Here is a 1,932-nt window from a genome sequence, read left to right on the forward strand (position 1 = left end):
TAAAGCCAGAAGCCTGTATTTGACCCAGCCGCCCCGTAGGCAATTCCGGTCGTTAGTTTGTCCATTCTCATAGCTCCACCTCCAACATCTAAGTTGGCTGTGCTGTGGTCATAAAAAAGGCCACGCAAATGCGTAGCCTGAAAGAGTTGCCAGAATTAGCGTCTGGTTGTGTTTTTCCTACTGAATATATGCAATGGATTAATCAACTTCTGGTAACCCTCTATCTTAGGTAATAAACTACTATCTGGATTTTTTAAAGGGACGAAAATATCATGCATAAATTTCCACTGATTTTTATAATTTTCGCGTTATCCGGTTGTATTGATTTTGATCAAATAAAAACGCACTCGAAATTAACAACCGCTTATATTAATGGCACTCAGCAGGAAGTTACGAACTGCCTTTATTCTACTGCGCTAAAACAGCACTTATCATTAATTAGAGATGAACCATATTCAGACGGTTCAGAAAGGTACAATTTGCAAGATGACAATTACAAAAATGTTGCATGGGTTGACTTATCAAAGTTCGGTAAGAAGCAAACCAGTGTCTACTTTTACCATATACCAGAAGTAACCGATGCCATCTCTTATATGGTTTCGAAATGCAATAAATCTCTTTACTAGATACTATTGACATAATCCAGACTCTAAAGGTAAGGATTATAAAAACTGAAAACCCGCACATTGGCGGGTTCTGATTAACATTCGGCTGAGTGCTGAGAGCTTGGGGATCGATAGTGCGTATCAAAACAAAATCCCAACACTCATGCGGATGCACTTTCCAATCACTCTGGGTTATCCCGTCTTCGCAGACTGAAAAGTGTTTATTTGGAGCGGGCAGTGGGAATCGAACCCACATCATCAGCTTGGAAGGCTGAGGTAGTAGCCATTATACGATGATCGCAACATGTCCTAAAAACAGAGCCAAGATAAATCTGGTGTACCTAACAAGTCCAAGCCAGAATCACATACAGTGTATGTCAGCGTCCCCAGAAACAAAATAATCCCAACCGTAATCAAAATCCCGCTGGCCCAAGATAAAATCCATTTCATTCGCCTTTCCCTGTGGTATCTCTCCTCATAAAACGCCAAAGCGGCCCGCCACCGAGGTCTCGAACCTCGCACCTACAACATCAATAGTTATTGGCTCTAACCAACTGAACTAGTGGCGGTGTGATAGCTTTGCCGAACTCGAAGGTTTAGCAGGATCTTCATTAGCCGCACAAAAACCGACTAAGTTAAAGATTACTATCGGCAATGATAAACACCCCACACTAAACGCAAAATAAACACCCAACTATTTAACATTAATTAAAATAATACACTGTAAAAATATTGTATGTACGTATAATGCCTATGCAGTTTTATCTACATTTTGTAACCAAGGAAGAAAAATGAAAAAATTTATTGTAATACTTACCCTTTCTTTTGCGACTGTCGCGCTTACAGGCTGCTCAAGCGACTATGTAATGCAAACCCAAAGTGGGGATATGGTTGTTACTAAGGGAAAACCAGAAACAGATAAGTCCACAGGACTAGTCACTTACAAAGACGCGGGTGGTAACATTCACGAAATAAATCGCGATCAAATTAAATCAATCATCGAAAAGTAAATTCCCACCCAAGCGGGTATATGCCCGCTTTATCTGCATTTTGAGATCACAACCCCGAAAACAAAAAAACCCGGCATTAGCCGAGGTCTTTGTGATTCTTCGTGGCGCTCACCTACAGAAACGCCCATGATTTAGAGAAATTACGCCAAGTTCGGACAAAATGCAAGACTTACTATTAAAAATGTCATTAAGATCCCCGTTCACCCTATCTACTCGTTATTCTCTGGAATACTGCATCAGCGTGATTCTCTTCCTGCTCGCATTTGGTCACCAGCGACTCATACAGCGGACGCCAGTTACGATTCCATGTCCTTTCT

At 41.1% G+C, this 1,932-nt stretch carries 1 protein-coding gene and 2 tRNA genes; 1 reads left to right on the forward strand and 2 read right to left on the reverse strand.

Translation table 11 applies throughout. From position 1 onward, the window contains the following. Positions 1–831: 831 nt before the first annotated feature. Together J8X26_RS25255 and J8X26_RS25260 are read right to left on the reverse strand one after the other, a co-directional pair. Positions 832–906, reverse strand: a tRNA-Gly gene (locus J8X26_RS25255). Positions 907–1,099: 193 nt separating this feature from the next. Further along, a tRNA-Asn gene (locus tag J8X26_RS25260) sits at positions 1,100–1,174 on the reverse strand. Between the two features lie 222 nt (positions 1,175–1,396). On the opposite strand from J8X26_RS25260, the gene J8X26_RS25265 reads away from it, so the two are divergent. Then, positions 1,397–1,615 (forward strand): YgdI/YgdR family lipoprotein, encoded by a 219-nt coding sequence (locus J8X26_RS25265; protein ID WP_208952328.1) that lies wholly within the window; start codon positions 1,397–1,399, stop codon positions 1,613–1,615. The last annotated feature ends 317 nt before the right edge of the window (positions 1,616–1,932 follow it).

The organism is Rahnella sp. ChDrAdgB13, from assembly GCF_017655185.1.
Classification (GTDB): Bacteria; Pseudomonadota; Gammaproteobacteria; order Enterobacterales; family Enterobacteriaceae; genus Rahnella; species Rahnella contaminans.

Coding starts and splice junctions, on each gene's coding strand:
- J8X26_RS25265 (WP_208952328.1), top strand. CDS start 1,397: ATGAAAAAATTTATTGTAATACTTACCCTTTCTTTTGCGACTGTCGCG.